The sequence below is a fragment of the Pseudomonas sp. GW823-FHT05G12 genome, from assembly GCF_058795575.1.
On the sequence record NZ_CM179501.1, the window covers coordinates 3,846,382 to 3,873,319 of the forward strand.

At 63.0% G+C, this 26,938-nt stretch carries 26 protein-coding genes and 1 riboswitch; of the genes, 16 read left to right on the forward strand and 10 right to left on the reverse strand.

All coding sequences use genetic code 11. The features are described 5' to 3' along the window. Positions 1-5: 5 nt before the first annotated feature. The 3 genes from AC3RCM_RS17600 to AC3RCM_RS17610 form a co-directional block, all read right to left on the reverse strand. The gene (locus AC3RCM_RS17600) at positions 6-395 is read right to left on the reverse strand and encodes a hypothetical protein (RefSeq protein WP_064492459.1); all 390 of its coding nucleotides are present in this window, start codon (positions 393-395) and stop codon (positions 6-8) included. After that, positions 388-1,785, reverse strand: a complete 1,398-nt coding sequence (locus AC3RCM_RS17605; protein WP_064492458.1) for a PAAR domain-containing protein — start codon at positions 1,783-1,785, stop codon at positions 388-390. The genes AC3RCM_RS17600 and AC3RCM_RS17605 overlap by 8 nt, the downstream gene beginning before the upstream one ends. A 163-nt stretch (positions 1,786-1,948) precedes the next feature. Next, on the reverse strand, positions 1,949-3,178 hold the full coding sequence (locus AC3RCM_RS17610; RefSeq protein ID WP_492629037.1) for an acyl-CoA dehydrogenase: 1,230 nt from the start codon (positions 3,176-3,178) through the stop codon (positions 1,949-1,951). Between the two features lie 140 nt (positions 3,179-3,318). On the opposite strand from AC3RCM_RS17610, the gene AC3RCM_RS17615 reads away from it, so the two are divergent. After that, a complete protein-coding gene (locus AC3RCM_RS17615; protein ID WP_010953387.1) occupies positions 3,319-4,245 on the forward strand; it encodes a LysR family transcriptional regulator in 927 nt (308 codons plus the stop codon). A 194-nt stretch (positions 4,246-4,439) separates the two neighbouring features. Continuing rightward, complete coding sequence (locus AC3RCM_RS17620) at positions 4,440-5,594, forward strand: cysteine desulfurase family protein (protein WP_492629038.1); 1,155 nt, start codon at positions 4,440-4,442, stop codon at positions 5,592-5,594. Between the two features lie 34 nt (positions 5,595-5,628). On the opposite strand, the gene AC3RCM_RS17625 is transcribed toward AC3RCM_RS17620, so the two are convergent. The 3 genes from AC3RCM_RS17625 to nfsB all read right to left on the reverse strand — a co-directional run bounded on the left by AC3RCM_RS17625 (position 5,629) and on the right by nfsB (position 7,308). Beyond that, positions 5,629-6,066: an RES family NAD+ phosphorylase gene (locus AC3RCM_RS17625; protein WP_003250527.1), complete on the reverse strand. Its 438-nt coding sequence runs from the start codon at positions 6,064-6,066 to the stop codon at positions 5,629-5,631. Then, the gene (locus AC3RCM_RS17630) at positions 6,063-6,512 is read right to left on the reverse strand and encodes an Xre family toxin-antitoxin system antitoxin (RefSeq protein WP_003250525.1); all 450 of its coding nucleotides are present in this window, start codon (positions 6,510-6,512) and stop codon (positions 6,063-6,065) included. Before AC3RCM_RS17630 ends, AC3RCM_RS17625 begins: the two co-directional genes overlap by 4 nt. Before the next feature lie 142 nt (positions 6,513-6,654). Beyond that, positions 6,655-7,308, reverse strand: coding sequence for an oxygen-insensitive NAD(P)H nitroreductase (nfsB, locus tag AC3RCM_RS17635; protein WP_014591578.1), 654 nt, complete (start codon positions 7,306-7,308; stop codon positions 6,655-6,657). A 103-nt stretch (positions 7,309-7,411) separates the two neighbouring features. Here nfsB and AC3RCM_RS17640 point away from each other — a divergent pair, with 103 nt between their 5' ends. From AC3RCM_RS17640 to AC3RCM_RS17650, 3 genes are read left to right on the forward strand one after another with little or no spacing between them, the layout of a single operon-like run. Then, a complete protein-coding gene (locus AC3RCM_RS17640) occupies positions 7,412-8,335 on the forward strand; it encodes a LysR family transcriptional regulator (RefSeq protein WP_010953383.1) in 924 nt (307 codons plus the stop codon). A gap of 48 nt (positions 8,336-8,383) precedes the next feature. After that, the gene (locus AC3RCM_RS17645; protein ID WP_064492456.1) at positions 8,384-9,214 is read left to right on the forward strand and encodes an AraC family transcriptional regulator; all 831 of its coding nucleotides are present in this window, start codon (positions 8,384-8,386) and stop codon (positions 9,212-9,214) included. Positions 9,215-9,265: 51 nt separating this feature from the next. Beyond that, positions 9,266-9,850, forward strand: coding sequence for a LysE family translocator (locus tag AC3RCM_RS17650; RefSeq protein WP_064492455.1), 585 nt, complete (start codon positions 9,266-9,268; stop codon positions 9,848-9,850). Positions 9,851-9,889: 39 nt separating this feature from the next. On the opposite strand, the gene AC3RCM_RS17655 is transcribed toward AC3RCM_RS17650, so the two are convergent. Further along, entirely contained in the window at positions 9,890-11,089 is a 1,200-nt protein-coding gene (locus tag AC3RCM_RS17655; protein ID WP_064492454.1) for a sugar transporter, read from the reverse strand. A gap of 206 nt (positions 11,090-11,295) precedes the next feature. Between AC3RCM_RS17655 and AC3RCM_RS17660 the strand changes: the two genes are divergently transcribed. Further along, on the forward strand, positions 11,296-12,612 hold the full coding sequence (locus AC3RCM_RS17660; RefSeq protein ID WP_064492453.1) for a YncE family protein: 1,317 nt from the start codon (positions 11,296-11,298) through the stop codon (positions 12,610-12,612). Positions 12,613-12,716: 104 nt separating this feature from the next. Here the strand turns inward: AC3RCM_RS17660 and calA are convergent, their stop codons facing one another. Continuing rightward, positions 12,717-13,769: a vanillin reductase gene (gene calA / locus AC3RCM_RS17665; RefSeq protein ID WP_010953379.1), complete on the reverse strand. Its 1,053-nt coding sequence runs from the start codon at positions 13,767-13,769 to the stop codon at positions 12,717-12,719. 181 nt (positions 13,770-13,950) lie between these two features. Here calA and AC3RCM_RS17670 point away from each other — a divergent pair, with 181 nt between their 5' ends. After that, entirely contained in the window at positions 13,951-14,856 is a 906-nt protein-coding gene (locus AC3RCM_RS17670; RefSeq protein WP_064492452.1) for an AraC family transcriptional regulator, read from the forward strand. Between the two features lie 44 nt (positions 14,857-14,900). Here the strand turns inward: AC3RCM_RS17670 and AC3RCM_RS17675 are convergent, their stop codons facing one another. After that, on the reverse strand, positions 14,901-15,500 hold the full coding sequence (locus AC3RCM_RS17675; RefSeq protein WP_076403271.1) for a TetR/AcrR family transcriptional regulator: 600 nt from the start codon (positions 15,498-15,500) through the stop codon (positions 14,901-14,903). A gap of 91 nt (positions 15,501-15,591) precedes the next feature. Between AC3RCM_RS17675 and AC3RCM_RS17680 the strand changes: the two genes are divergently transcribed. From AC3RCM_RS17680 to AC3RCM_RS17695, 4 genes are all read left to right on the forward strand, one after another. Beyond that, positions 15,592-16,188 (forward strand): NAD(P)H-dependent oxidoreductase, encoded by a 597-nt coding sequence (locus AC3RCM_RS17680; RefSeq protein ID WP_064492450.1) that lies wholly within the window; start codon positions 15,592-15,594, stop codon positions 16,186-16,188. A 122-nt stretch (positions 16,189-16,310) separates the two neighbouring features. Then, positions 16,311-16,817, forward strand: coding sequence for a sigma-70 family RNA polymerase sigma factor (locus AC3RCM_RS17685; RefSeq protein ID WP_336086238.1), 507 nt, complete (start codon positions 16,311-16,313; stop codon positions 16,815-16,817). Further along, entirely contained in the window at positions 16,814-17,791 is a 978-nt protein-coding gene (locus AC3RCM_RS17690) for a FecR family protein (protein ID WP_409322508.1), read from the forward strand. The genes AC3RCM_RS17685 and AC3RCM_RS17690 overlap by 4 nt, the downstream gene beginning before the upstream one ends. Before the next feature lie 90 nt (positions 17,792-17,881). Continuing rightward, positions 17,882-20,314: a TonB-dependent siderophore receptor gene (locus AC3RCM_RS17695; RefSeq protein ID WP_492629039.1), complete on the forward strand. Its 2,433-nt coding sequence runs from the start codon at positions 17,882-17,884 to the stop codon at positions 20,312-20,314. 7 nt (positions 20,315-20,321) lie between these two features. On the opposite strand, the gene thpR is transcribed toward AC3RCM_RS17695, so the two are convergent. Continuing rightward, entirely contained in the window at positions 20,322-20,867 is a 546-nt protein-coding gene (gene thpR, locus AC3RCM_RS17700) for an RNA 2',3'-cyclic phosphodiesterase (RefSeq protein ID WP_064492446.1), read from the reverse strand. Positions 20,868-21,024: 157 nt separating this feature from the next. Between thpR and lpxO the strand changes: the two genes are divergently transcribed. From lpxO to AC3RCM_RS17725, 5 genes are all read left to right on the forward strand, one after another. After that, entirely contained in the window at positions 21,025-21,924 is a 900-nt protein-coding gene (gene lpxO / locus AC3RCM_RS17705; RefSeq protein ID WP_020193192.1) for a lipid A hydroxylase LpxO, read from the forward strand. A 119-nt stretch (positions 21,925-22,043) separates the two neighbouring features. Next, entirely contained in the window at positions 22,044-22,388 is a 345-nt protein-coding gene (locus AC3RCM_RS17710; RefSeq protein ID WP_014591592.1) for a carboxymuconolactone decarboxylase family protein, read from the forward strand. Positions 22,389-22,466: 78 nt separating this feature from the next. Then, positions 22,467-23,036, forward strand: a complete 570-nt coding sequence (locus AC3RCM_RS17715; RefSeq protein ID WP_049587612.1) for a GNAT family N-acetyltransferase — start codon at positions 22,467-22,469, stop codon at positions 23,034-23,036. 155 nt (positions 23,037-23,191) lie between these two features. Then, positions 23,192-23,399: riboswitch (cobalamin riboswitch) on the forward strand. Positions 23,400-23,508: 109 nt separating this feature from the next. After that, entirely contained in the window at positions 23,509-25,635 is a 2,127-nt protein-coding gene (locus AC3RCM_RS17720; RefSeq protein WP_064492464.1) for a TonB-dependent receptor, read from the forward strand. A 108-nt stretch (positions 25,636-25,743) separates the two neighbouring features. Continuing rightward, positions 25,744-26,910, forward strand: coding sequence for an acetyltransferase domain-containing protein (locus AC3RCM_RS17725; protein ID WP_492629040.1), 1,167 nt, complete (start codon positions 25,744-25,746; stop codon positions 26,908-26,910). The last annotated feature ends 28 nt before the right edge of the window (positions 26,911-26,938 follow it).

Sequence of the window (26,938 nt, forward strand, 5' to 3'; positions counted from 1 at the left end):
TGCAATCATTGCTTGATGATGAAGTAACCAACCGCTCCCCAAAGTGAGGCAATCAAGATCAACCAAAGGGCTGCTCCCATATCTCGCCTCAACTTTGGGGGAAAATTGTCAAGCTCCGCTTCGTTCAACCATCCGAGGCGTGAATGTAACCTTGGGAATGTGACCAAAGCGCTTACTGTACTCATCAGTAGGCATCGATGCCTTAGGTTTCGTCCGCCCCATACGGGTTTCATCTGCTCAAGATAGGGGTTGCTCGTGATCGCTGAAAGGGCGACATCAAAATCACTCGACAAAGCAATTTTCACATTGATAGCGATCCCCGCAAGGCCTAGGACGAAAGGCGCAATCAGGAATCCTATCTGCAACAATGGGGACCAATTGTCAAAGTCAATCATCAGTCACCTCATGAAGGAGTTCACCGGTCCGCTCTCCGAGGGCGCCAATACCAATAGCGCCTGCAGAAGAGGCTGCGCCAACGATCGCAATCCCGCACACTGCACCAAACCCACCGGTACCCACCGCAAAAATACCGCATAACGCAGCTGCTGCAGCACCTCCACCAGAGGCACCTACCAACCCTCCCGTTAGACCCCCTACAAAATTTCCCGCTTCAGTAAACCGAACCTTTCGACAAGCACGAGTCTCCCCGGCCCGACAGACTTCTTTTACTTTCAGATAAGACGAGGTCCCGCCCAGCCCAATCGCTGCATACCCTCCGTATTGCAGGTACTTACTTAACCGCGCCACCTTCTCAAGATGTGTCGCATACCCCGGAATCTGCCCCGGTCCGCCCGCTTTCGACCAATGGTGCACCAGGCTCTTGGTAGAGATATTCAAGCTCTTCTTCAGCCGCTCATAGCTCCCCAGATTCAGTTGCTTATTAAGCAACGCCGCTTTCAACTGGCCATCCAGTTGCTGCAACAACCGCCTGCGCTCGGCGAAGAAACCCGGACTATTCAAATGGCCATGGTGCATGAACTCACGCTGGTGCAATTGCTCGATGCTGGTCAAGGTATCGCTTACTTGTTTCAAGCCTTGATCCAGCATGTCCTTGCCCACGCCCATGGACAGACTGGCGTTGCTGAGCAAGCCGGCGATTTCGGCCTGGTGCTGCATCATGAAATCCGCTTCGACGTAGTCGAGTGCCTCCAGCGCACGCCGCGCATGCTGCGCAGCCGCCATAAGCTCTCCCTCTTCGCGCGTGCAGGCATTTCCATTGTCAGGATCACCGATAACGAAGATTTCCCCAGCTTTGAACCCTTGCGCATACGTGGGATTGAGCCGCTGTAACCGTGAGACCGGCAACGTGGAATCGTGACCGGCCAGTTGAAGCAGTATCTGGGGAAACGACATGCGTCGTGGAACCACGTAGAAGCCAGGCTCCAGCGAACCAGGCAGTGCACCTATTACCGGTTGGGAGAAGCGCTCGGGGTTGAAGGTGGGTGACAGCTCGGCAGCGTGGGTATTGGCACGCCCTGCAATGGAGTGCATGGAGGGCGGAGCCTCATACAAGGGCGCGACTACCCGGTTGGTGCCCGGCGAACAGCCACAGACAACCAACGCACCATCCATAGCCACCCGCTGGCCATCTGAAATAAAGTGATCCACACCTTCGGCGACAGTTCCCGCCTGCCCACAAAGAGGGCATGGCGTGGTGTGGTCGCCTTCACGGAGCACCATTCGGCCTTCGTCTAGATAGCCGGCCCCCGTCGCAATACAGACAGCACCCGTTGTGGTGACATCGCCATCTACCGCCTGACCTTTCCCCTCTAGATTGACGCGCATATATGAACTCCCTGTACTTGATTCAGGTTGGAAACCTATCACCAGCAAGGGAGATTCAAGTGGCCTCAGCCAAAATTCAGATACGTCCTACAAGTTGCAGGACTTTGCGCAATCACTGCAGGCGCGGGTTTGATCGCGAATGGGCCGGCGCAGGCTGACGCGTTCACCGCCCGCTACGCAACATCTCCACCGGCACATACTTGCCAATTTCGTACTTGCCAATCGCGGCCCGGTGCACTTCATCCGGCCCGTCAGCCAGACGAAGGGTGCGCTGCATGGCATACATGTAGGCCAGCGGGAAATCGCCGCTTACCCCTGCCCCACCATGTATCTGGATAGCCCGGTCGATCACTTTCAAGGCCACGTTCGGCGCCACCACCTTGATCTGGGCGATCTCGCTACGAGCCACCTTGTTGCCGACAGTGTCCATCATGTAGGCCGCTTTGAGCGTCAGCAGCCGGGCCATGTCGATTTCCATGCGCGAGTCGGCGATCTTGTCGACGTTGCCGCCCAGGCGTGCCAGTGGCCGACCGAAAGCAGTACGCTCCACCGAGCGCTTGCACATCAGCTCCAGTGCGCGCTCGGCCATGCCGATCGAGCGCATGCAGTGGTGGATACGCCCTGGACCCAGGCGGCCCTGGGCAATTTCGAAGCCGCGGCCTTCGCCAAGGATCACGTTTTCGTACGGCACCCGCACATTCTCGAAAAGGACTTCGGCATGACCATGGGGCGCATCGTCATATCCGAACACCGGCAGCGGGCGAACGATCTTCACGCCCGGCGTGTCGGTAGGCACCAGCACCATGGAATGCTGCTGGTGGCGTGGCCCTTCAGGGTCAGACAGGCCCATGAAGATCATGACCTTGCAGCGCGGGTCGCAGGCGCCGGACGTCCACCACTTGCGGCCGTTGATCACCCACTCGTCACCGTCCCGTATGGCGGTAGCAGCCATGTTGGTGGCGTCCGAGGAGGCCACGTCCGGTTCGGTCATGGCAAACGCTGAGCGGATCTCGCCGCGCAGCAGCGGCTCCAGCCACTGGCGTTCCTGCGCCTCGCTGCCATAGCGCACCAGCACTTCCATGTTGCCGGTGTCCGGCGCGGAGCAGTTGAACGGCTCCGGCCCGAGCAACGAGCGGCCCATGATCTCTGCCAGCGGGGCGTACTCCAGGTTGCTCAGGCCAGCGCCGTATTCCGACTCGGGCAAGAACAGGTTCCACAACCCTTCGGCGCGGGCCTTGGCTTTAAGCTCCTCCATGATTGCAGTGGGCTGCCAGCGGTCACCCTCGGCGACCTGGCGCTCGAACACGGCTTCGGCGGGGTAGACATAAGCGTCCATGAACGCAGTGACACGCTCGCGCAGTGCCTGGACCTTGGGCGAATAGGCGAAATCCATCTGGGCTACCTTCACAGTTCGGAGTACGTGGGCCAGAGCCTAGAGCAGCATTGCTCCATCCACCTAGTCTATTTTCCGCGTGTATAAACATTCATAACCGATATATGATCGGCCGATAATTCCAACAAAGAGCGGCGCCCATGAACCTTAGCAAGGTCGACCTCAACCTGTTCATCGTGTTCGATGCGATCTACACCGAAGCCAACCTGACCCGCGCCGGGCAGATCGTCGGCATTACCCAGCCGGCAGTGTCCAATGCCCTGTCGCGCCTGCGCGAAACCTTCAATGACCCGCTGTTCGTGCGTACCGCGCAAGGCATGGTGCCCACACCCATGGCGCAGAACATCATCGGCCCTGTGCGCAACGCGCTGGCGCTGTTGCGGACATCGGTGCAGGAAAGCCGCACGTTCAACCCGCAGCAGGCCAACAAGACCTTCCGCATCAGCATGACCGACCTGACCGAGGCGGTCATCTTGCCGCCGCTGTTCCAGCGCCTGCGCCGCCTGGCGCCGGCGGTAATGATCGAGAGTTTCCTGTGCAAGCGCCGCGAGACCACCAAGGAACTCGCGGCCGGCCGCCTGGACTTTGCCATCGACGCGCCACTGAACACCGACCCGCAGGTGCGCCACATCAAACTGATGCAGGACCGCTATGTCTGCGCCCTGCGCCAGGGTCACCCGCTGGCCGACAGCAAGCTGACCCTCGACAGCTACCTGGGCATGACCCACATCCATATCTCCAGCCGCCGCAACGGCCTGGGTTACGTCGACCTGGCACTGGGCAAGATGGGTGTTCAACGCAAGGTCGCCCTGCGTTCGCAACACTACCTGATGGCGTCACAGGTGTTGCAGCAGACCGACATGGCGATGACGGTTCCCGAGCGCTTCGCCCGTCGCCATCAATTGCGTTATCAGGCGCTGCCGGTGGAGGTCCCTGCACTGGAAACGCACCTGTACTGGCATGAAAGCACCGACCAGGACCCAGCCAACCGCTGGATGCGCGAACAGATCACCGAATTGTGCGAGCGCGTGGTGGCAGAGGAAGAAAAGGCTCTGGAGCACGCCTGAAGGTGCCGGTGAGCTGCCATTGATGGCCCCTCACCAGGCAAAGTAGAAAATTCCATGAAAAATCTTCTATAGAGAATTTTTTTCTAAAATAATCGCGAATCGACCTGAGGGAAACGAAAAAAATACCGCTGTAGGCAGGTACGCTTACGTCAATGATCGCCGATTTCACGGCCACTGACACGGACCCGCCCTCAATGCCTAGCGCCCCACTCTACTTCGATTACGCCGCCACTACCCCCGTCGACGACCGGGTTATCGAAACCATGCTCGCCTGCCTGGGTAACCAGGCCAACTTCGGCAACCCGGCTTCCAGCGGCCACGCCTTCGGCCAGGCTGCACGTCACGCCGTGGAGCAGGCGCGCCAGCAAGTCGCCGAGTGCGTCGGCGCGCACGCCGAGCAGCTGGTATGGACCTCGGGAGCGACCGAGTCCAACAACCTGGCGCTCAAGGGTATTGCCCAAGGCATCGGCCAGCCCGGACACCTGATCACCAGCCAGCTGGAACACAAGGCCGTGCTCGACACCGTGGCCGAACTGGAGCGCCAGGGCTGGGCCGTTACTCGCCTGGCAGCGGATGCCGATGGCCTGATCCAGCCTGCAAGCGTGCAGGCAGCGTTGCGCGCTGACACCCGCCTGGTATCGCTGATGGCGGTCAACAACGAACTGGGCACGGTCACCGACTTTGCCGCGATCGGCGAGCAGGTGCGTGCCCACGGTGCCCTGCTGCACGTGGATGCCGCGCAGGCCGTGGGCAAGCTGGCTATCGACCTGCATACGATGGCCGTGGACCTGATGTCTTTTTCGGCGCACAAGGTCTACGGGCCAAAAGGCATCGGCGCGCTGTATGTCGGGCCGCGCGCCCGCGTGCTGATGCGTGCGCAGATGCACGGCGGCGGCCATGAGCAGGGCCTGCGTTCCGGCACCCTGGCGACCCATCAGATAGCGGGCATGGGCAGTGCCTTTGCCTTGGCCGGCCAACCTGGCGACAGCGAACACCAGCGCCTCGAGCAAATGGCAAGACGCCTGCGCACAGGCCTGCTGGCCATGCCCGGCATTACCCTGAACGGCTGCGCCAAGCAACGCATTCCCCATACCTTGAACCTGTGCATCGACAGCAAGGGCTTCAACAGCGCGGCGCTGGCCGGCGAGCTGGCCTTGTCGACCACCTCGGCCTGCAACTCGGCGAGCAACGCTGCCTCGCACGTGCTGCTGGCACTGGGGCTGGATGAGCGTCAGGCACGCAACAGTGTGCGTTTGAGCATCGGCCGTTTCAGCACCGAGGCGGACGTGGACAAGGCACTCGACGTGTTTGGCCGGGTGCTGGCGTCAGCATCGGCCGCACTGTGGTGACCACGCCCTAGTGTGGTGTTTCAGAAACACCACACTAGAACAGGCGGCTGTCCGGCGTGAAATCCTCAACCTGGATTTTCGCGCTCTGCGCCTGCGGGTGCCGTGGGTTGAACAGGTAATTGGTGGTGCTGGGCATGATCGCGCTTGGCACCGGCAGCAGCAATGCCGAACAGTCATCCAGAAAGCGATTGCCCAGCGTACGGGTCAACTCAGGCTGGGCAGACCAGCCGGGCTGCAAAGCGGGCAACTGCGCCTGGGAAACCGTGTCAGGCAGTTCGATGCGCAGCAAGCGCATGGTGGTAGGGAAATCCTCGGGGTCGATCTCCAGGTGCACCAACACTTCCAGCATCGCCCCGGGAGGACTGGTGGCGGCATACACCACCGGCCGACCCGCCTGGTGCCAGCGGCCACTTACACGCAAGCCCCCCGTACCGCTCAAGTCTGCATAGGCGCTGATTCGCCACAAAATCACAGGCCATAGCCCTCGGCAATCTGCAGCAGCATTTCTTCGACCTGAGTGGTGCCTTGCTGGGTGGTGAGCATCTGCATCGGCGTCAGCCCCGAGAAACGTTCCTTGGGCTTGGAAAGCCAGCGTTTGGCCTTGCCCGCTTCACCGAACACGGCCTCGGCCATGGCGGTGATGTGGGCCGAGCGGAACAGCCGATCGCTCTCATCCACGGTCAGCGGTTGGTCGCGCTCGATACGGGATTTGAGGGTGCGCAGCGGAATGATCTGGTCGCGCTCCACCGGGGTGAGCACACCGCGCTCGGTCAGCTTCACCAACCAGGTGGCGGCAAAACCATCGGTGATGCGGGTGTGAATTTCGAAGTCGCTGGCAAGCTCGGGAATGTCCAGCAGCGCCTGCAGGCGCGCCCGGTACTCGTGATAACCGTTGTCGCGAAGCACTTCGGCAAGCATGGCATGCTCCTTTTCGGCATTTGCCGACAAGTATGCGGTATATGCCGGGTCATTGCCAGTTTGCCGGGTCGGGCGGTCGAAGCCAGGGCTTTGCCAGATTGACCGCCAGCGTTGCCAGGGCCGCAAAGCGGCCCCAAAAACTTCAGAGGAAGGTGAACACTTGCGATGCCGGCAACCGCGACTTGTTCAGCCCGGCGTTGAAATCCGCCTCGCTGCGGTAACCCAGGCTCAGGATCACCACGCTGGTGAACCCACGCTCACGCAAGCCCAGTTCGGCATCGAGGACCTTGCTGTCGAAGCCCTCGATCGGCGTGGCATCCAGCCCATGCGCCGCCGCACCCAGCAAGGCAGTACCCAGCGCCAGGTAGGTCTGCTTTTCCATCCAGTGCTGCACATCCTTCTGGTCGAAGCGGTGCAGGTTGACGTAGTGGCGGCGGCTCTGGTTTTGCCCGGCGCGCGCTTGCTCATCACGGAAACGGCCATCGGCGGCCTCTTGATCGAGCACGGCGTTCAGGTGTTCTTCAGTCATCTCGGTACGGGTGCAGAACACGATCACGTGCGAGGCATCGAGAAGCTTCTGCGTGTTGTAGGCATAACCCTCAGCAGTGCTCTTGGCCAGGCGGGCCTTGCCTTCGGCCGTGTCGGCGACGATGAAATGCCAAGGCTGGGAATTGACCGACGACGGGCTGTGGCGCAGTTGTTCGAGCAGGGCATCGACAGTGGCCTGGGGAATGCGGCGTGAGGCATCGTAAGCTTTGGTGGTGTAACGGCGCTTGGCCAGCGATACGGTATCCATGCGACAACTCCGGAGTGAACAATGGGTTTGCCGGGCATCTTATCTTTCCAGCAAAAAAGAAAAAGCGGCACAATGTAACAACACTTTCATCCCTGGAATGAAAATGCTGCGCATCACCGACCTCGAACTGTTTGCCCGCAGCAGCGTGCTGGGTAGCTTCACTGCCGCTGCCCATGAAGCAGGCCTGCTGCCAGGCCAGGTGGCGGCCGCGATCAAACGCCTGGAACGCGACCTGGATGTACGCCTGTTCGCCCGCACCACCCGCAGCCTGCGCCTGACCGCCGAGGGCGAGCGCTACCTGCCAACCGCGCTGAATGTGCTGGAAAGCCTGCGCCAGGGCCATGAAGATCTGCATGGCAACCCCAATAGCCTGCGCGGCACCCTGCAGGTGTCGGCCCCTTCCGACATGGGCCGCAACATGCTGCTGCCCTGGCTCAGCGCTTTCCGCCGCGACCACCCGGCATTGCAACTGCGCTTCTTCCTGTCCGACCAGATGGCCGACCTCAACCGCGACCCTGTGGATGTGGCCATCCGCTATGGCCTCAACCAGGATGCCAACTACATCGCCCTGCCACTGGCCGAATGGAACCGCCGCGTGCTGGTGGCCTCGCCCGACTACCTGGCCCGCCACGGCCGCCCGCTTACCCCCGACGCGCTGCAGCAGCATGCCTGTCTGCTGTACATGCAGCACAGCCGGGTGTACGACAAGTGGCAGCTGGGTAACCGCACCGTGCAGGTGCGTGGGCCGCTGGTCAGTGACGATGCCGACGTCATCCGCCGCCTGGCCATCCAGGGGGAAGGTATCGTCTACAAGTCGTGGCTGGATGTCAGCGCCAATATCGCGGCAGGTGAACTGGAAATCGTCCTGCCCGAATTGATCGGCGAGCCTACCCCGCTGGCCTTGGTCTGCCCTCATCGCAAGCAGCTCACGCCTGCCGTGACGCAATTGCACCTGTGGCTACGCGAACGCTTCGAGGCCCTGCGCGCCCGGGCACTGACCAACGGCTGCACAATCGTTCCAGACTGAGCCGGGGGCGTTGCGCTAAGGTAGCCATTTACCCCACGGTACACGTCCATGAGCAACTGGATCGACTTCAAACAAGACGCCGACACCGGCATCGAGTCGGTCCGTGCGCATTTTGTCGGCCATGCCTATGACCCCCACTGGCACGACAGCTTCCTGGTCGGCGTGACCGAGCAGGGCGTGCAGCAGTTCAACTGCCGCCGGGTGCGCCACCGCAGCACGCCGGGGCAGGTATTTTTACTTGAGCCTGGCGACATCCACGATGGCCTGGCGCCCACCGAAGAAGGCTTCACCTATTCGACGCTGTACCTGGAGCCCGCCTGGCTCGACCAACAGCTGCGCGCGCTGTACGAGCACGCGCCGGGCGACAGCCTGCCCAGCTTCGCCGACACCCTGTGCCACGACGAACGCCTGGCACGGGCCACCGCCCTGGCCTTCAGGGCCGTGCATCACCAGGACTTGCGCATCGTCAGGCAAACGGCCATGGACGATCTGCTGGCCTGCCTGACCCGCCACCTGCACTGGCGCCGCCGCATCAACCCCGACCCGCGCCTGCCGCTGACCGCACAGCGCGCCCGGGACTTCCTGCATGCCAACCTGGAACGCGACATCGGCCTGGAGGACCTGGCCCAGGCCTGCGGCATCGACCGCTTCCGCCTGACGCGTGCGTTCAAGGCAGCGTTCGGCATTGCACCCCATGCCTACCTGATCCAGCTGCGCCTGGCCCGCGCGCGGCGCCTGCTTGCCCAAGGCCAGACACCTGCCGAAGTGGCCGTGGCGTTGGGCTTTGCCGACCAGAGCCACCTGGGGCGCTGGTTCCGCCGCGCCTACCAGTTGACCCCCGCCGACTACCGCAGGCGCTGCTCAAACCTTCCAGACTGAGTGCCGGCGGGCAGCGAGCATGGTGCTTCGATGTTACGGAGCCCATGAACCATGTCTGAGTCGCTGTTGCCCTTCATTCTGTTTGCCCTGGTGTCCAGTATCAGCCCGGGGCCGACCAACCTGTTGATCCTGGCCCATGGCGCCCGCCGGGGCCTGCGCGCAAGCCTGGCGCCGATCGTGGCGGCGTGTGGCGCGGCTGCCTCCATTGTGCTGCTCGTCGGGCTGGGGCTGGGCGAACTGCTGCTGCGCTACCCCTTGGCGCAACAGCTGATGAGCTGGGCCGGGGTGCTGTGGCTGAGCAGCCTGGCGTGGAAGATGCTGCGCAGTGCCGCCGCCCCGCTCCACGCGGCCACGGCACAAGGCTTCAGTGCGCTCAGTGCGGCCTCGTTGCAGGTGGTGAACCCCAAGGTGTGGTTGATGGCCGTGGCGGTGGTCGGGGTATTTGCCGCGCCGTCGTTGCCCGTGTGGCAGCTGGCGCTGGTGTTCTTGCTGATCGCTCTGCCGAGCATGGCCGCCTGGGCGGTGTTGGGGGTGGGGAGCGCCCGGTGGCTGCAGGCACCGGGGCGATTGCGGGTGTTCAACCAGGTATTGGCGGGGGTTTTGTTGATATCAGCATGGGCTGCAGTATTGGCCTGAGTCTCTGCTTGACTGGCAAGGGGCCTGAGCGGCCTCGGCTCAACGTGTCAACGCCTCGCGAAAGCGCCGGGTACTGGCAACGGCCAGTACCAGCCCGACCACTGCCACGCTGCCGCCCACTAGGCCGATATCCGCCACGTTCATCTGGCTGCTGACGATACTGCCGAGCAGCGCACCACCGCCAATGCCGATGTTGTAGATACCCGAGAACAGCGCCATGGCCACATCGGTGGCGTCGGACGCCAGCTTCAGGGTCTTGGACTGCAGCGCCAGGCTGAAGCTGAGAATTGCCACGCCCCAGAACATGCTCAGCACTGCGAACACATAGAAGTTGCCCGACAGCGGCAACATCAGCAACAGGCACGCGGCGAGTACCCCGATCGAACCCACCAGGAAGCCATGCGGGAAGCGTTCGCTGTAACGGCTGAACAACAACGAACCAAAAACCCCGGCACCGCCGAACAACAGCAGCAACAGCGTGGTGCGGTCGCCGCCGATCTGCGCTACGTGCAGGGCGAACGGCTCGATATAGCTGTAGGCCGTGAACTGCGCGGTAATGACCAGCGTTACCAGCAAGTAGGTAATGACCAGTGCCGGGCGCTTGAACAGAACCGGCAGGCTGCGCAACGAACCGGAGTTCTGGCTGGGCAGCAGCGGCAGCGATTTCATCAGGCACAGCATGGCGGCTAGCGCTACCCCGGCAATGCTCAGGAACGTGATGCGCCAGCCCAGTGCCTCGCCCACCACACGGCCCAGCGGGATGCCCAGGACCATGGCCAGGGTAGTACCGGTGGCCAGCAGGCCCAGCGCCTTGGCCTGCTGGCCCGGCGGCGCCACACGCACCGCCAGCGAAGCGGTGATGGACCAGAACACCGCATGCGCCAGGGCAATGCCGATGCGGCTGACCAGCAGCATGGCGAAGCTTTGCGAAAGCCAGGACAGCAAGTGGCTGACAACGAACACCAGGAACACGAACAGCAGCAGACGCCGCCGTTCGATGTTGCGGGTCAGCAACATCATGGGCAACGAGGCCAGCGCCACGATCCAGGCATAGATGGTCAGCATCAGGCCGACCTGGGCAGTGCTCATGTCGAAGCTGCGGCCAATGTCACTGAGCAGCGCCACCGGGACGAACTCGGTGGTGTTGAAAATGAAGGCCGCCAAGGCCAGGGCGATGACGCTCAGCCAGCTGCCGCTGCCCGTTGTGGGCGGCAGGTGAGTGGGTATGGGTCCGTTCATGGGTGGAAACCGCTTCTCCGCAGACAAGGCAACAGGTCGCACGCCAGCCACCCGCTTGCAGGGCTGCCAACGTACGTTTTTGTTATGGATAGGAATGCCCGGCATGGTACGCGCCAAGCTGGGGCCTCACAACCGCAAGGCAGGCAGAAGGAGTACCATGCGCGCTTTGTGTGAAACGCGTGTGCAACAAGGAGCCCGATCCGCTCATGGACAAGCAACACCCCCAGCAGCAGTGGCAGCAGGCAGTCATCGCCTATGCCCAGGCCGTCAACGACTACGTCGCGCAGGGCCGTGCGCACGGCTGGGACAACCTCGAAGAGCCGCAGGCACCCGCCACCGAACACCTGCTCGATGCCTGGCTGGCAGCCCTGCAGGCAGCCAACCGCCCTGGCGTCGACGAACCGCAGCGCCAGGCATTCCGCAAGGCCTGGCCACCCGCACACCACCCCTTGATACCGTTGCTCGAAGACCACGGCCAAGGCATCAGCCATGTCCTGCTGCTGGAAGATGGCAGCCTGCTGGCCCGCATCGGCATGCCTTACGACAAGGGCCAGGTGGTGCGTATCGACCACCATGGGGTAACCCCGGTCATCGGCATCGAACACTTTGGCCGCTGCCCCGCGCGGCGCTACTTCGCCCTGGCCAATGCCGAGGGCGTGCGTGTGACCGATGGCTGGGGCGGCCCGCAAGTGCAACGCCTGGCCTGGCCCACGGGGCTGGAGGGGTTGCCGCCAGGTTACCCGTTCGAGCCGTTCGACCTGCCGCCCACACCGACCGCGCTGATCCCCTTCCCCGATGGCCAGCGAGTACTGCTGGTGAGCGCCGAAGGTATCTTCGTGCTGGCCACTCAAGGTGCGACTCGCCTGCTGCCACAGCAGGCACGCGTGCTCGAAGAGCTGGCCGAGGGCACCGACCCGGACGACATCAGCCTGGGGCTGAGCATGGAGCATGGTGCGGTGTCGGCGGATGGCCGGCTGATCGTCGTGGGTGAGCAAGGCAGCCGACATCTTGTTCTGGACGAACGACTCAAGCCGCTGGCGCACATCGGCCCGGGCAGTGAATACCCGCACTTTGCCTTGTTCAACCGCGCGGGGGACCAGTTGATCGTCAATGCCTGCCATTTCTACAGCGGTGCCACGCTGGCCGTGAGGGTGGCAGACCTGCACGGGCTGGATACCGATTACTACAGCCAGGACCCGCGTACCCCGCTGGTGCAGGATGGCGCAAGGGTGTATGCGGGGGTTGCGCGCAATGGCGAGTACATCGTAGGGGATGCTTATGGCTACCTGCGGGCGTTTGGCGAAGAGGGTACGGAGCATTGGCAGCATTACCTGGGCTCGACCATCAGTGCGATGGATATCAGCGCCGACGGGCAAACGCTGGTGGCGGCGAGCCATGCGGGGGTTATTTCGGTGATTGCGCTGGATAGCGGGCGGCCCGAGTGGCAGATCGGTACCGGGGCGCACAGCGAGGTGCGGCGATGGTTGTTCTGGAAGGGCTGGGACAAGCCAATGGCCTGGTAAAACGGCTGCATCGTTGCTGCCTGTACCGGCCCGACCTCGGGCAAGCCCGCTCCTGTGTAGGAGCGGGCTTGCCCGCGAAAAGGCCCGTACAGGCAACCGATCAATCAGCCCTGTAGCGTGGCCATGTCGATCACGAACCGGTACTTCACATCACCGGCAATCATCCGCTCATAGGCCTGGTTGATGTTGCGGATGTCCAGCATCTCGATATCGCAACGGATGTCGTGCTCGGCGCAGAAGTCCAGCACTTCCTGAGTCTCGGCAATCCCCCCGATCAACGACCCCGCCAGCACCCGGCGCTTCATCACCAGGTTGGCCGCGTGCAATGCCGGGTCGATCGGTTCGATCAGGCCGACCAGGATGTGCACACCGTCGAACTTCAGCGTTTCCAGGTACGGGTTGAGGTCGTGCTGCACCGGAATGGTGTCGAGCAGGAAATCGAAACGGCCGGCAGCGGCGCGCATCTGCTCGGCATCAGTGGAGACAATCACATGGTCGGCCCCCTGGCGGCGCGCTTCCTCGGCCTTGGCTTGGGAGCGCGTGAACAGGGTCACTTCCGCACCCAGGGCCTTGGCCAGTTTGATGCCCATGTGACCCAGGCCGCCCATGCCGAGGATGCCGATCTTGTGGCCTGGGCCAACGCCGTGGTGCTTGAGCGGCGAATAGGTGGTGATGCCGGCACACAGAATAGGTGCAGCGCTGGGCAGGTCCATGCCGGCCGGTATGCGCACCACGAAGTGCTCGCTGACCACGATGCTGCTGGAGTACCCCCCCATGGTGTTGCTGCCGTCGACCCGGTCCGGGGTGGCGTAGGTCATGGTCGGGCCTTCGAGGCAATATTGCTCCAGGTCCTTGGCGCAGGCTTCACAGGTACGGCACGAGTCGACCATGCAGCCGACGCCCACCAGGTCACCGACCTTGTGCGCGGTGACCTTGTCGCCCACCGCCGTGACCCGGCCGATGATCTCGTGGCCCGGCATCAGCGGGTACACGGCAATGCCCCATTCGTTGCGCGCCTGGTGGATGTCGGAGTGGCACACGCCGCAGTACAGGATGTCGATGGCGACGTCATCCGGGCGCGGGCTGCGGCGTTGGAACGTCATGGGAGCCAGGGGGCTGGTGGGGGTTTGAGCGGCATAACCGATGGCGGTATACATGCAGGGCCTCGCAGTGAAGTGAAACGATTCAGGCGACGCATTCTGCGCGTCGTTCGCCGCCTCGCCCACGGCTGATTCTCCGGCATGCATGCCTGATTCTACGAAGATGCCAAGCCATGGCTGGCGCCACGCCCTCAATCTGCGATGATCAAGCTGTCTGATTCTCTGCCCCTGGTCCACCATGCAACTGACCCGTCACGTCGATGCCAATGCGCCGCTCTGCTCACTGATCCGCAGCCTCACCACGCGCCCGGGCTTCGTGCCCACCCTCCTGCCCCAGGTGCAGGTGCTGAGCTGGGACCACTATGTGGCCAGCAGCCCACAGATCTACGAACCCAGCCTCATGATCCTGGCCCAGGGCAGCAAACTGGCGCGCCTGGGGCCTCGCACCCTGGAGTACGGCGCCGGGCATTACCTGGTGCAGGCGTTGTCGGTGCCGTTCATGTGCGAAACCTTCGCCACCCCTGACGCGCCATTGCTGGGCGTGGCGGTGGGCATCGACCGTGGCGTGCTGGGCGAGTTGGTGCAGAGCATGGGCTTGGCACCGGACGCTGAAGTGCAGGCGCAAACCCCGCAATCGATGACCTCGGCGGCACTGGATGCACCCATGCGCGAAAGTGTGGAACGGCTGCTGCACTGCCTGCACGACCCGCTTGACGCCAAGGTACTGGGCCCGGCGCGCGTACGCGAGGTGCTGTATACCGCGCTGCGCGGCCCGCAGGCCGGTGTTTTGCGGGCACTGGTGGAGCAACAGGGGCACTTCGCCCGCATCGGCGCCGCCCTCGCCCACCTGCGCGAGCACTACGCCGAGCCGCTGAGCGTGGAGGCACTGGCCGCGCGGGCCAACATGAGCGTTTCGACCTTCCATGAACACTTCAAGCGCTGCACCGACATGGCGCCGATGCAGTACCTGAAGCGCTTGCGGCTACTCAAGGCGCAGCAAATGCTGATTGGCGAAGGCCTGGGCGTGGCACAGGCTGCGCACCGGGTGGGCTATCAGAGCACCTCGCAGTTCAGCCGCGAGTACAAGCGCCAGTTCGAACGCAGCCCGGGGGATGAACAGCCCTATCAGAGCTTGCCTGTGTAGCGAAGCCAGTTTATCAAGCATGCCCACACACAGTGGTCGGCGCTTCATGTTTGCCGTTCGACCATGGCGATAATTGCGGCCTTGAGCTCAGCCTTGGCCTGCCCGGCCTCCAGTTCCCCTGCTGCAGCCGCCTGGGACAGTGCATCCGCTGCCCCCACCAGCAGGCGCATGCCGGCAACCCCTACATTGCCGCTGGGCGAAAACCCGGCCAAGGCTTCGCGGCACTTGTCCAGGAACGGCTGCTCGTACGCCCGCTTCAGCGCCTCCATTTCCGGCGACCCGGCCAGCGCTGCCGACACTCCAGGTATCTCCCGGCCCTGGCTCATTACGCAGTCCACGTAGGCCTCGGCGATCACCCGGGCGCGGCTGGCCAGGCTGGCTTCACAGCTGGCCAAGGCTCGCGCCAGCATCTGCGACTGACGCGCATCGTATTCCTGATACAGCGCCACCAGCAGCCCGTTGCGGGTCTCGAAATGGTCGTAGACCACCGGCTTGGTCACCCCCGCCTGTTCGGCCAGGCGGCCCAGGCTCAAGGCATCGGTACCCTCCTCCCGCACCAATTGCCAGGCCATATCCAGCAACTGCCTGCGTCGGTCGTCGCGGCTCAGGCGCTTGCGGGAACGTGCTTGATCATCGCTTGACATCGATTACCTACCAAAAGTAACTTACTAATCGTAACTTACCTGGAGTATATAACGCTTCAGGCTACCCTGCATCCTTGAATGGAGAGCCACCATGCACGCTCTGATCGTCGTCGGTCACCATGACCCGCAATCCCTCACCCACGCGCTGGCCCGGCAGGTTGCCGACGGCCTGGCCAGCGTCGGCCACAGCAGCGAAATCGCCGACCTGGCCAGCGAAGGCTTCGACCCCCGCTTCAGCCTGGCAGACCATGCCGTGCACCGCCGGCTGGCAGCACCGCCGGCCGATGTACTCAACGAGCAGGCACGCATCGAGCGCGCCGATGCCCTGGTGCTGGTCTATCCGATCTACTGGTGGTCGCTGCCGGCCTTGCTCAAGGGGTGGGTCGAGCGGGTATTCAGCAACGGCTGGGCGTTCGACTATGAAGGGGGCACCACGGTCAAGAAATTGCGCGGCATGAAGGTTCACCTGGTCGGCATTGCAGGTGCCGATACAGGCACCTTCGAGCGGCATGGCTATGGCGAGGCGATGCGCGTGCAGATCGAGCACGGCATCTTCGACTATTGCGGCGCAGAAGTACTCAGTTCCACATTGCTGGATGACAGCGAAGGGGCTGACCAACTTCCCCACTTGCACCACGCACACGCTTTGGGCAAAAAACTGTTTGCAGATTGCCAGGCCGCAGCCTGAACCGGCACAGTGCCGCTACTCAGGTAGCGGCAGCCTCGGTTCTGCAAGCCACCCCATTGCAGGAAATCAGACGACCCGGCTACCATTGAGAACGATTCACACTCACAACCGGAAGCCAGGCGTTGGACAGCACATCGACCCGTAAACTGGGCTTTTTCTTCAGCGACCACCATCGCTGGTTGCTCCAGCACATCCAGAAACGCCTGCGCAACCACGCCGACGCAGAGGACACCGCCGCCGAAACGTTCTGCCAGATGCTCGGCGCACGTGTCGACCCAGACAGCATTCAGCAGCCTCGCGCCTACCTCACCGTCATCGCCCGTCGGCTGATCTTCGACCGCCATCGCCGTCGCCAGCTCGAGCAGGCCTACCTGGAACACCTGGCACGGCTGCCTGAGGCCGTAGCGCCATCGGCCGAGGAGCAACTGCTGCTGATCGAGGCCCTGGTGAGTATCGATCAGGCACTGGACGGCTTGCCGGCAGTCGTCAAAGCCACCTTCCTCTACAGCCAGCTCGACGGCATGCACTACGCCGACATCGCGGCAAAGCTGCAGATCAGTGAACGCTCTGTCAGCCGCTACATGAAACAGGCGCTGCGCCAATGTTACCTGTGCGAGGTGCAGCCATGAGCAGGCCTGCTCTGGACCGGGTCAGCGAGCAGGCCATCGACTGGATGGTGGAGCTCAGGGCCGCTACGCCTGACCCGGCGCTGCTGCAACGGGTCAGGCTGTGGCTGCAGCAAGACCCCGCTCACCAACAGGCCTGGAACCGCCTGGAGCAACGCCTTGGCCATCCGTTCGCCGCGTTGCTCGCCCTGGATCAGCGGGCCCCTGGCCAAGCAGCAGAGGCACGCCGATTGCTGATGCAGCCTACTCGCTCACGGCGTGACGTACTTGGCGCCATGGCCAGTCTGGGGCTGTTCGGCGCGGCGCTGTGGGGTGGTTGGCGCAGCGACACCACCCAGGGCTGGCTGGCCGATTTGCACACGGGCCGTGGCGAGCGGCGCAGTTTTACCTTGGCAGACGGCAGCCGCCTGAGCCTGAACAGTGCCAGTGCGGTCGACGTGCAGTTCGATGCCGGGCAGCGCCTTCTGGTGCTGCGTCACGGCGAGTTGCTGATCCAGGTTGCGCGCGATCCGTTGCGCCCCTTGCGCGTGCGCACCGCGCAAGGGCAAGTGCAGGCGTTGGGGACGCGGTTTCTGGTCAGCCAGGAGCAGGACGCCACACGTGTTGTGGTACTGCAGCACAGCGTCCGCGCCAGTCTGGCCAATGGACAGTGGGCGGAGCTGCAGCAAGGGCAGGCTGCCCTGCTACGGAACAACACCATTGAGCGCCTGACAGGCGAGCAACAGCAACGTGCTGCATGGCTGGAGGGCCGCCTGGAGGTCCTCGACCAGCCTCTGCATGTGGTGGTCGACGCGCTGCGCCCCTACCAGCGCGGCTACATCCGGCTCGCCCCCGCGGCACGCGATCTGCGGGTGCAGGGCGTATTTCCTCTGGACCAGCCACAGCAGGCGTTCAAGGCCTTGGCCGAGGCCCTTCCAATCAGCGTGGAGCGCTATGGCCCGTGGCTGATGTTGATCGACCTGAACTCCGACAGATAGAAATATTTATCAAAATCATTCGCAATCGTGGCAAGTTTTCTTTGCTCATCCCACATACCTCCTGACAGCCACTTCATTCGGGAGTAATCCGTGTACAACCCCTTGCCCCGCGCCCTGCCCCTGGTCGCTGCCCTGGCCAGCTTCAACGTGCTTGCCCAGGCGCAAACCCAAGTGTTCGACCTGCCACCGGCCAGCCTGGCTCACACGCTCAACCGCATCGCCAGCCAGAGCGGCCACATCATCGCGCTGGAGCCAGCACTGGTGCACGGCAAGCAGGCACCTGCCGTGGTCGGCCAGATGAGTGCCGAGCAGGCCATGCAAGCTGCGCTGGCCGGTAGCGGCTTGCAGTTGCGGGTTTCCGCCGAGGGCCATTTCAGTGTGGCGCCCGGCAACCTGGGCAGCGACGTCATGGAGCTGGGCAGCACCAGCATCACCGACAACTATGTGGACGCAACCAGCGAAGGCACCGGGTCGTATGCCGCCCGCGCGGTGACCCTGGGCAAAGGCACGCACACCCTCAAGGAGATTCCCCAGTCGGTCACCGTCATCACGCGCAAGCAACTGGATGACCAGGGCATCACCGACTTGCAGGACGCGCTTAACCACACCACAGGCATTGTCGGCGCGCAGGGCATTGGCCCTGGCGTGGTCGTGACCTCGCGTGGCTTTCAGATTGATGACTGGCAGTACGACGGTGTGCCGATTCCGCGAAACAACTATTCGCTGGGCAACTGGGCAACCCAGGACCTGGTGTTCTTCGACCGGGTGGAAGTGCTGCGCGGTGCTTCGGGCCTGTTGCAAGGCACCGGCAGCCCAGGTGGCGCAATCAACCTGGTGCGCAAGCGTGGCCAAACGGCGCCGGCCGTTACGCTGACAGGCAAAGCTGGCTCCTGGGACCACTATGGCCTGCAGCTGGATGCCGGCGGCCCGCTGACGATCGACGGCCGTGTGCGCGGGCGGCTTGTCGCTGACGAGGACCAAAGCGACAGCTTCATCGACTATGTCTGGAGCAAAAACCATTCGCTGTACGGTGCGCTGGACATCGACCTGACCGATGCGACGACAGTGGGCGGCGGCATAAGCTACAACCGTCAGCAGTCCCGGCCGATGCTGCGCGGCCTCCCACGCTACGCCAGTGGCAAACCGGTCGACCTGCCGCGTTCGACTTACACCGGCGCCCGCTGGAGCCGCGCAGAAACCGACGTCACCACGTACTACCTGGACCTTGAGCACCGCTTCAACGATGACTGGACCTTCAAGGCCGCAGCCGTACGCATGGATGAAACCAACACATCCACCCACCAGCGCGTGCAGAGCACCCGCCAGGGCGTTGCGCCTGACGGCAGCGGCATCACCTACGCCGACTGGCTCACCGATTTTCACTCGACCAAGCTGGGCCTGGACATGAACGTGGTGGGCCACTTCAACACCGGTCCCCTGGCCCACGAAATCACCGTGGGAGGCAACTACTCCAAACTGACCTCGGATGACGCCTATTGGCGCAACTTCGACGCCGGCGGCAACATCTTCGATATCGACCATGACCGCCCGGAGCCCAGCCGCGACAGCGTATTCGATGGCGAAGCTGCACGCTCCAACAGGGCCAGCTACGACATCCGCCAGAAGGGCCTGTATGGCGCCTGGCGCATCAAGCCTACCCAGGATCTGACCTTGATCCTCGGCACGCGTGTCAGCTGGTTCGACTACAGCTGGGATTCGATCGACTTCGAGAGCCTGACCGACTCCGGTACCCGCTACCCCACCAGCCGTATGACCGAAACGGGCCAAGTCACCCCTTATGCCGGCTTTGTCTATGACCTGACCCGCGAATGGGCCTGGTACGCTAGCTACACCGACGTGTTTGTACCGCAAACCGAACGCGCCGTGGGCAATACGCCGCTCAAACCGGTGATCGGCAGCAACTACGAAACGGGCTTGAAGGGCGAACTCCTCGACGGCCGGGTCAACGCCTCGATCGCACTGTTTCGCTACGACCAGGAAAATCGCGCCGTCACCGACGTAGCCTCGGGCTTCGCCTGCGATGACTGGTACTGCTCCACCGCAGCGGGCAAGGTGCGCAGCCAAGGCGTTGAAGCCGAAATCAGCGGCGAAGTGCTGAGTGGCCTGCAGCTGTTCGCAGGCTACACCTACAACACCACCAAGTTCCTCGATGACCCTGACGAGAAAGGCCGCACCTTCAGCCAGTGGACACCCAAGCACATGCTACGTGCATGGGCCGATTACACCCTGCCACTGGACGGCCAGCGCTGGAGCACCGGCCTGGGCTTCACCACCCAGAGCCACACCCTCGGCTACGAGCGTACCTATACCGTGCCTGGCTATACCGTGTGGAGCGCACGCCTGGCGTACCAGCTAACCCCCGAAGTGAACCTTGCCGTCAACGCCAACAACCTGTTCGACAAGAAGTACTGGGTTGCAGGCTTCAACCAGCTCAATGGCAGCAACAACTATGGCGAGCCACGCAACTTCATGCTGACGGTGAAATACACTCCGCAACTCTGACCCCGGGTCAGCCTGCCAGCGGCCACTGCGCCAAGGGCCGGTAAGCGCCCTTGCGTGACTCGTAAAGCGTGAAGTGGCGCGCGCTGAGGTAGAACTCCGGCGCGCTGCTGGCCTCGGGTGGTTGCCCGCGGTAATCCCTGGACAGGGTCAAGTGTGGCCGATACTCACGGTTGGCCGCCTCCACCCCCAACGGCAGCAGTGCCTGCTGCAAGCCGTACACCAGTTGCAACAGGGCTGGCGGTGTCTGCTGTGGCTCCAGCACCAGCGCGCCGGCCCGCTGCCACACCTGCAAGCGGTCAAGCAGAAGCCGCGGTGCCCTGGCCGGCAGCGCCAGTTGATCGACTGCCGCACAGATCGCAGGCACCTGGGCGGTATCTACATCACCGAGGAACAGCAGCGTGACGTGGAAGTTGGCCGTCGGCACCGGCTTGCCGCTGCGCAGGTTCAGCCCGCGCCGCCACTGGGCCAGGTCACGGCGCTGGGCGTCGCTGACCGGCAAGGCGAAGAACAGCCGCTTGAACGGGCTACCGCTGGGACGTATATCCTGAACCATACAAACTCCCTGACATGAAACGTTTGCGCAAGACGGTAGGTATTACACCAATGTCGCCCCGCAGTTTCATAACAATAAGTACAAACTGCCCCCATGATTGTTTATGCTGGCGGGCTCATGCCATGGCGCATGGCCATTTTTCGACAAGTAAACGTCCATGAAAATTGCACTCGTACTTATCTTCGCCCTCTCGATCGCCTATGTTCACTTGCGCGGTCGGGTTCGCCACAAGCTGACTCGCCAGCTGGGCGACCACTCCAGCTTCCTGGCCCCGATCAACAGCTTCCTGTACCTGTTCTCCAAACACCCGGCCAAGCCCTACCTGCCGGTCGAGGCCTTTCCGGAACTGAAACCGCTGCAGGACCACTGGCAGGAGATCCGTGAGGAAGGCCGCCAGTTGCTGCACGTAGGCGAAATCAAGAAATCCGACAATTACGATGACGTCGGTTTCAACTCGTTCTTCAAGACCGGCTGGAAGCGCTTTTACCTGAAGTGGTATGGCGAAAGCCACCCGTCGGCAATGGCCCTTTGCCCACGCACGACCGAGCTGCTGCAAGGCATCGGCACGGTCAAGGCCGCCATGTTCGCCACCCTGCCTCCGGGAGCCAAGCTGGTGCGCCACCGTGACCCGTATGCCGGTTCGTACCGCTACCACCTGGGCCTGGACACGCCGAATGACGACGGCTGCTACATCGACGTGGACGGCGAGAAATACGCCTGGCGCGATGGTGAGGGGGTGATCTTCGACGAAACCTACATCCACTATGCAGCCAACACCACCGAGCACAACCGCATCATCCTGTTCTGCGACGTCGAACGCCCGCTCAAGTACCGCTGGGCAACCGCGTTCAACCGCTGGTTCAGCCGCAACGTGATGGCCGCTGCCGCTGCGCCCAACGACGCCAGCGACAAGACCGGTGGCATCAACCGCCTGTTCACCCGCATCTACAAGATCCGCGAGCGTGGCAAGGCGCTGAAGAAGCGCAACCGCATGCGCTACTACCTGGAAAAATGGGCAGTGGTCGCGGCGTTGGTGCTGGTGTTCATCTACATCTGAAGGCGCAACGCAGGCCACTGTACGAGTGGCCTGCGTTTACCCACCAAAGTACCGCCTCGCACGTGCCACGTTTCGACTAGCCTGAAAGCTCCACTCGCAACCACCCCAAGGTGAAGACGATGAGCATGATGGACTGGGACGCCTACCGTAAGCAGTTGATGGCCGGCATCGGCGATCTCAAGCAACTCTCACCCGACACCGTAGCCGGCTACATGACCGCCAGCGGTGCAGGCGCCAAGACCAACCACCTGGATGCCAAGACCCGCGAGCTGATTTCCTTGGCCGTGGCTGTGACCACCCGCTGCGACGGCTGTATCGCCGTGCATTCGCAGCAGGCCGTCAAAGCGGGTGCCAGCCGCGAGGAAATTGCCGAGGCCCTCGGCGTGGCCGTGGCCATGAACGCCGGTGCCGCGCTGGTGTACTCCGCCCGTGCAATGGACGCGGTGGGCAAGGCCAACGGTTGAGCACAAACGGCGTCGCCGCCCTTGCGCGACGGCGCCGCGCCACCCAGACTGAGCGGCTCACCCCGCGCAGGAACCCGCATGATCCACATTCGCCCCATGACGCCGGACGATTTCGATCGTTTCTGGCCCACCTTCCAGGCCATTGTCCAAGCCCGTGAAACCTACGCTTTCGACCCGGCCCTGAGCTTCGAACAGGCGCGCCAGCTGTGGCTGGAGCTGCCCTTGCACACGCTGCTGGCCGAAGAAGATGGCGAGCTACTGGGTTCGTATTACCTCAAGCCCAATGCTGCCGGGCCTGGTGCGCATGTGGGCAATTGCGGCTACATGGTCTGCGAACAGGCGCGCGGCCGGGGCGTAGCGCGCTTGATGTGCGAACACTCGCAAAAGCTGGCGCGCCAGGAAGGCTTTCTGGCATTGCAGTTCAACTCGGTGGTAGCTAGCAACGAAGTGGCCGTGGCGCTATGGCACAAGCTGGGCTTTGAAACAGTCGGCCGTTTGCCCAAGGCCTACCGTCATGCCCGCCTGGGGCTGGTGGACTGCCTGGTGATGTACAAGTGGCTGGCGGATGAGCCGGTGGTGGAAAAGCCACCCCTGCTGATCGGGCGCAAGAACATCGAGGCACGGGTATCGCGGCGCCGCGGGCGCTAGCCATCTCAGGCAAGCCTGCCTTCCCGGCAAGCTCATCACGCTGGGGCCTGATGTTCTTGCCAAAGGGGTATCGGCACCCCAAGAACGCACAACCTGTTGTTTTTTCTCAGCATTCACAGCACGCCAACATTTGACGCCCCAGCATTTCAGTGGTCAGATGCGCGCCAGTTTCAGGTGCCCTGCGCCGCCGCGCGCAGGGTGAAACGGGAAACCGGTGCGTCGTGTTGCCCACGACAAGTCCGGTGCTGCCCCCGCAACGGTAAGCGAGCGAACCCTTCGAGATACCACTGTGCTCAAGCATGGGAAGGTGAAGGTTTCATGCCCCTCGCAAGCCCGGAGACCGGCCTGGAGCTTCACTTGGCAACCCGCGGTGGGCGGGCGCAGGCCGGAATCCGTGCGCGCGCCTGCCTGCATGGTTCGCCTTTGCGTGTTTTCCACCGGGATCCATTCATTCCTGCAGCAGTGGAACGACATGTCCCGTATGTTCAAGCTTCACCCCCTGGCGGCCTGCCTGGCCGTCGCCCTGCCGGCGCTGGCTGATGACCGCGACCCGCAACCTCTGGCCCTGCCTTCCACGGCCATCACCGACACCCAGGACAGCCGCGCCATCGACCTGGCCACGCCGACCCAGGCCGGCTCGCGCCTTGGCCTCAGCGCCCTGGAAACACCGGCCAGCACCAGCAGCATCAGCGAACGGCAGATTCAGCAGCGCAACAACATCACGGTGCAGGATGCAGTGACCCGCTCGCCGGGCATCACCTTCGTCGGCTCCCCGGGGGACGGCGGTACTGGCCTGTCTGCCCGCGGCTTTGCCGGCCACAGCTCGGTGATGACCCTGTTCGACGGCGCGCGCCTGTACACCGGTGCCGGCACCCAGACCTTCCCGGTCGACCCGTGGATGGTCGAACGCATCGAAGTGATTCGCGGCCCGGCCTCGGTACTGCATGGCGAAGGCGCCACCGGCGCAGTGATCAACGTGATCCCGAAAAAACCTTTTGCCGGCGAGGTGCGCAACCACCTGCGCCTGGGTTACGGCTCGTGGGACCGACAGCAGCTCGGCCTGGACAGCGGCGGCAGCCTCAGCGAGCGCCTGAGCTACCGCCTGACGCTGAACCAACAGGCCGGCAATGGCTGGGTCGACCGCACCACTTCACGTAGCCTGGCCCTGAGCGCCGCGCTGCGTTTCGATGCCAGTGATGACCTCAGCTTCACGCTGGCCCATGACCGCGGCGATGCACAACCTGCCAACTACTACGGTACCCCGCTGATCGACGGCCACTACCGCAGCAGCCTGCGCAAGAAGAACTACAACGTGCAGAACGACGTGCAGCAGTACGTTGATGAATGGACCCGGCTCACGACCGACTGGGCGCTGAACGACCAGCTCAGCGCCAGCAACCAGCTGTACTACATCAAAAGCCGCCGCCACTGGCGCAACGCCGAGGACTACAGCTGGGACACCGGGCGTGAGCAGCTGCTGCGCGGCAGCTACCTGGAGATCAAGCACAACCAGGAACAGTTCGGTGACCGCCAGACCTTCACCTTCGACCACAGCCTGTTCGGCCTGGCCAGCAAGACCGTACTCGGTGCCGAGTACAACAAGGTGCGATTCAACGTCGACAGCAATTCACCCTACAACGATGTGGGCGGCGACTACATCGACCCGTGGCAGCCACAGCCAGGCTGGTTTCATAGCGCCTCGCCGTTGCGGCCGCAAACGCTCTCGACCACCCATACCTTTGCCCTGTTTGCCGAAAACCGCCTGCAATTGAGCGACCGCCTGTCTTTGGTTACCGGTGTGCGTCGCGACCAGAACCACATCGACCGCGACAACCTGACCAACGACAGCCGCAGCGATCGCAGCCTGCAAGGGGGCAACTGGCGCGTCGGGCTGGTGTACGCACTCAACGACGACCTGTCGTTGTACGGCCAGTACTCGACCAGCGAGGACGGGGTCAACAACCTCATCAGCCTCAGCCCCGCGCAGATGAACTATGACCTGACCGAGGCGAAGCAGACCGAGGCAGGCCTCAAGCAGCGCTTTTGGCAGGGACGTGGCGAATGGACGCTTGCCGCCTACCACATCGTCAAGAAAAAGCTGCTGGTGGACGACCCGATCACGCACGAGAAGCAACAAGCCGGGCAGCAGACCTCCGATGGCCTGGAAGCGACGCTGGAGCTGGCCCTGGCCCATCAGTGGCAGGTATCGGCCAACGCATCGCTGGTACGCGCCAAGTACGACGACTTCGACGAAATGGTCGGCGGCATGCCGCAGGACCGGGCAGGCAACCGGCCGGCCAACGTGCCACGGCGTACCGCCAACCTTTGGTTGAGCAAAGGCTTCGGCCAGCAGGTGGAGGCCGGCATTGGGGCGCGCTATGTGGATGAGCGCTATGCCGATACCGCCAATACCCAGAGCGCCCCCGGGTACACCGTGGTCGATGCCAACATCGCCTGGCAGGTGTTGCCGGATGTGAAGTTGGGGTTGCAGTTGAACAACCTGTTCGATCGCGAGTATGTGCAGTCGGCGTTCAGCGGCCAGCAGTGGTTGATGGGGATGCCGCGGTCGTACTTCGCGACGGTGGATTACAGCTTCTGACCTGAATACCCCTTCACAGCACCGATGCACAAAAACCGCTACCAACCCTTCATCTGCTGGTTATAAGATAACGTTCTATATGAAATTCATTACTATTAGCGTCCACCCATGACAAGCGCCATCGCCACGCCCACTCTGATCACCCAGCGCCTGCAGAGCATCGATGCCCTGCGCGGCCTGGTGATCCTGTTCATGCTCCTGGACCATGTCCGCGAGACTTTCCTCCTGCACCGCCAGGTCGGCGACCCCATGGCCATCGACACCACGGAACCGGCGCTTTTCTTCAGCCGCACCCTCGCCCACCTGTGTGCGCCTGTGTTCGTCCTGCTGACCGGCCTGTCGGCCTGGCTGTATGGCGAGAAGCATCAGGGCCGTGGCGACGTCTCGGCGTTCCTGTTCAAACGGGGGCTGTTCCTGGTGGTGCTGGAGTTCACCCTGGTCAACTTCGCCTGGACCTTCCAGTTGCCCCCCAGCGTGATCTACCTGCAAGTGATCTGGGCCATCGGCGTCAGCATGATCGCCCTGTCGCTGCTGGTGTGGCTGCCGCGCGCCGCACTGCTCGCCCTGGGCGCCAGCATCGTCGCCGGCCACAACCTGCTCGACGGCCTGCACTTTGGCGTGGATTCAGCCCTGCATGTGCCGTGGGCAATCCTGCATGATCGCGGCTGGCTGGCGTTTTCCGAAGACCTGCACCTGCGCACGTCTTACCCGGTGCTGCCGTGGATCGGCGTCATCGCCCTGGGCTACGGCCTTGGCCCCTGGTTCGCCCGCGGCAGCGATGCCGGCCAACGCCAGCAACACCTGCTGGTGGCGGGTTTGCTCGCGCTGCTTGGCTTTGTCCTGCTGCGCATGTTCAACGGTTACGGTGAGGCACCGTGGAGCGGTTACCCAACCTTCATGCAAACCCTGATGAGCTTCTTCAACATCACCAAATACCCACCGTCGCTGCTGTTCCTGACCCTGACCCTGGGCTGCGGCCTGTTGTTGTTGCGCGCGTTCGAACGGGCCGGCCAGGCGCGCTGGATCACTGCCCTGGCGGTGTTCGGTGCGGCACCGATGTTCTTCTATCTGCTGCACCTGTATGTGCTGAAGCTGCTGTACCTGGCCTGCGTGGCGCTGTTCGGGCTCAACCATGGCGACTACTTCGGTTTCGACGGTATTGCAGCGGTGTGGCTGGGCGCGGTGCTGCTGGCGGTTGCGCTGTACCTGCCGGTGCGCGGGTTCGCCCGCCTGAAGCAGCGTCGCCGCGACATCCGTTGGCTGAAGTACTTCTGAAAAGCGTTTTCACCTGGCGGCGCGATGG